Raw genomic sequence first — 2,961 nt, forward strand, 5'->3', positions numbered from 1 at the left:
GAGCCGAAGACTTCGGAGCAGACACGAGTCAGAGCAGCGGTCAGCGTGGTTTTACCGTGGTCGACGTGACCGATGGTGCCAACGTTGACGTGCGGCTTATTACGTTCGAACTTTTCCTTAGCCATCGAAATCACCCCTAGGAGAAGAAATTAGCAAGTCACACTAACCATTAAAACAAAGGCAGATATTTTCATATCTGCCTTGTTATATGGAGCTCTTGAGCGGATTTGAACCGCTGACCTCACCCTTACCAAGGGTGTGCTCTACCAACTGAGCTACAAGAGCAAAACACTTTGCACAACCTGCAAACTTGGAGCGGGTAGCGGGAATCGAACCCGCATCATCAGCTTGGAAGGCTGAGGTTCTACCACTAAACTATACCCGCGGAGCTTGCAGCTCACGCTAAACTGGTGGAGGGGGAAGGATTCGAACCTTCGAAGTCGTAGACGTCAGATTTACAGTCTGATCCCTTTGGCCGCTCGGGAACCCCTCCTAAGCGAGCCGGCATTCTACATCATGCCAGCCTTCTGTCAACCATTTTCTCATTAAAAACCTGAGGTTAGATGCGTTGACAACGCTTCGCACCCTCAACCGTTAAAGGCCTTCGCTGCGAAGCGGGCGCCATTCTATGCAAACTACCCCGTGGGTGCAACCCCCTCACAAGGCATTATTTTATGTTTTAACTCATTGAATTCTTTGGAAAGGTTTTGGAGCAACATGTCATTCAACTTTACAGTACTTTCTGGCGAAACCTGGACCCAGAATCCCCCCACCTCAGGAGAACTCGAAGAAGCAGCACGAGCCACGACCCCCAAAGCTAGCAACCTCTGCTCTAGCTGCCTGGCAGTTTCTGAACGATTGAAGCCACCCAGATAGGAGCAGCTCCTTTGCGCCTCGCCTGGCCTGGCCAAATCCCTCCTTACTAGCGCATCCGCCGTTTCACTCAGAAGATGAATATCCTGCTGCGAACCACGATACAGATTCAGCGGAGTGACATCCTTAGCGCGAAGCGGGGCCTCCTGCTGATGCCAGACGTAGTAGAACGCGTTTAAAACAAGCAAGAGCAGAAAGACCCAACGCATAGGAACCTCAAGACAAAGGGCAGGCCATCGCGAGCCCGACAAATACCAAGTCCGGGACCACCCTGGCATCCGGGACAACCCCCGCAACCAGGTTGGCATCCCCTCCCGTCAGGAACACAACGAAATCCTCTCCCCAGTACTGTCGAGCCAATTCGAGCTGAGTCAGCACAAATCCCCTAAGCATCAACATGCACCCACGCTCAACCGCCTCTACAGTTGTACGCCCCGGCTCAAGACTCTCATGAGCACGTTCGGCAGCCGTATCGTCATATCGAATTCGCCGGGTATGGGTACGCAACTGATTACGCATCAAGGGCATACCTGGACAAATAAACCCTCCCAGATGCCCCCCATCTGCCGCTACGAAATCGGCCGTAATGGCCGTACCAAAATCGAGCACCAGGCAGGCACTCGAGGCAAGATGAAACCCTCCAAGTAGCGCCAGCCATCGATCCAGCCCCAATCGCTCATAATCTTCGTAGCCGTTCCTGACACCAGCCATTTCCCGGGCAGGCACTGCTCTTACGACAGAGATCCCAAAAGCGTCAACCAACGAAGAAACCAGCGACTCCGTTTCTTCTTGAGTTCGCACGCTGACAAGGCGGCACTTCGCAAGCTGGAATCTTCCCGAGCCACTCAAACTCGCCAGCAGATCAGCATCAGAACCGACTACCCCCCCATCAACAGGCGTTACGCCATCGGAGCGAAGAACACGCCACTTAATAAAGCTGTTGCCACAATCGAGCTCAAGAATCATCACGCAACCTCAGGCTGAGCTCACCACCGCTAAAGATTCTTTCCACGCCATCCACCTTCAAACGCAGCGCACCCTGACGATCGACTCCCAGCACAACACCATCAATGCGATTGGCGCCGGCAACCAACGACACGGAACGCCCCTGCCACAAATGATATCGCTCCCACTCCGCCTGAAGTGCCGAAAACCCTGACGCCTGATGCAGGCTCAGATATTGGCGAAGGCTGCCGCCCAAACGCGCCACAAGCTCATTCCGATTGAAGTTTCTGCCCGTCTCAAGGCTCATGGAGGTCCATTGCTGATCCACCTCATCTGCAGACTGCATGTTCACATTGATACCGACCCCCAGAACAACGTGACAAACATCTGCTGGATCGCCAACCAGCTCAAGCAAGATACCTGCGATTTTTTTATCACCAACTAATAAATCGTTGGGCCATTTCAACCCAGCCTCCAGCACTCCCATATCACGCAATGCACGCAGAACAGCAAGGCCAACAGCGAGGCTTAGGCCTTCGACCTGGCGCATGCCGCCATCAATGCGCAATACCAAGCTGTAATAGAGATTATCGGCAAAGGGGCTGACCCACTTCCTACCACGACGACCGCGCCCAGCAGTTTGCCGCTCGGCCAGGATGAGGAATGGCGCGTGCATCCCACGCTCTATGGACCGCAATGCCTCAGCATTGGTGGAGTCGATAGAATCAAATATATGAACAGGCCAGTCACAAGACTCTTGCGCGCCAATCTCAGCCGCATTCAGAAGCTGCAATGGCTTGGCCAATTGATAACCCCTGCCCCGCACCTTATGAATGGACAAGCCAAGCTCCGCCTCCAGGTGCTGCAATTGTTTCCACACAGCACTACGGCTGATCCCGAGCGCAGCGCCTAATGCCTGCCCCGAATGGAAACGGCCATCTTTCAGAAGTTCTAGCAACGTGAGCATGCGAACGCGCCCTGATAATGAGGCCCGCATGATAGCCATGCACAAGACGGTTGCATAGAAACACAGAAGGCGCTTTCCTGAAGGCAAAACAAAACCCCTACCTGCGTCAGCAGATAGGGGTTTCGGAATTTAATCTTGACGATGACCTACTCTCACATGGGGAAACCCCACACTAC

The 2,961-nt window shown here is 53.6% G+C and carries 4 protein-coding genes and 3 tRNA genes; all 7 read right to left on the bottom strand.

Annotated elements, in window-relative coordinates; genetic code table 11:
- The coding region (locus BT179_RS26225; RefSeq protein ID WP_007925961.1) for a GTP-binding protein at nt 1–125 on the bottom strand (125 nt) is incomplete at its 3' end.
- Between the two features lie 84 nt (nt 126–209).
- A tRNA-Thr gene (locus BT179_RS26230) sits at nt 210–285 on the bottom strand.
- A 26-nt stretch (nt 286–311) separates the two neighbouring features.
- Nucleotides 312–385: transfer RNA gene (locus BT179_RS26235), tRNA-Gly, on the bottom strand.
- 23 nt (nt 386–408) lie between these two features.
- Nucleotides 409–493 (bottom strand) — tRNA-Tyr (locus BT179_RS26240).
- 142 nt (nt 494–635) lie between these two features.
- Nucleotides 636–1,082 carry a hypothetical protein gene (locus BT179_RS27080; RefSeq protein WP_072399300.1) on the bottom strand — a complete coding sequence of 149 codons (447 nt, stop codon included), beginning with the start codon at nt 1,080–1,082 and terminating at the stop codon, nt 636–638.
- Nucleotides 1,083–1,089: 7 nt separating this feature from the next.
- Nucleotides 1,090–1,839 carry a pantothenate kinase gene (locus BT179_RS26250; protein WP_072399302.1) on the bottom strand — a complete coding sequence of 250 codons (750 nt, stop codon included), beginning with the start codon at nt 1,837–1,839 and terminating at the stop codon, nt 1,090–1,092.
- Nucleotides 1,829–2,785 (bottom strand): bifunctional biotin--[acetyl-CoA-carboxylase] ligase/biotin operon repressor BirA, encoded by a 957-nt coding sequence (birA, locus tag BT179_RS26255; protein WP_072432392.1) that lies wholly within the window; start codon nt 2,783–2,785, stop codon nt 1,829–1,831. The genes BT179_RS26250 and birA overlap by 11 nt, the downstream gene beginning before the upstream one ends.
- Nucleotides 2,786–2,961: the final 176 nt, after the last annotated feature.

Source organism: Pseudomonas sp. NFACC43, assembly GCF_900119645.1.
Taxonomy (GTDB): domain Bacteria; phylum Pseudomonadota; class Gammaproteobacteria; order Pseudomonadales; family Pseudomonadaceae; genus Aquipseudomonas.

What these genes read in the sequence shown, in the direction of transcription:
- BT179_RS27080 (WP_072399300.1), bottom strand. Translation starts at nt 1,082, where the DNA reads ATGCGTTGGGTCTTTCTGCTCTTGCTTGTTTTAAACGCGTTCTACTAC.
- BT179_RS26250 (WP_072399302.1), bottom strand. Translation starts at nt 1,839, where the DNA reads ATGATTCTTGAGCTCGATTGTGGCAACAGCTTTATTAAGTGGCGTGTT.
- birA (WP_072432392.1), bottom strand. Translation starts at nt 2,785, where the DNA reads ATGCTCACGTTGCTAGAACTTCTGAAAGATGGCCGTTTCCATTCGGGG.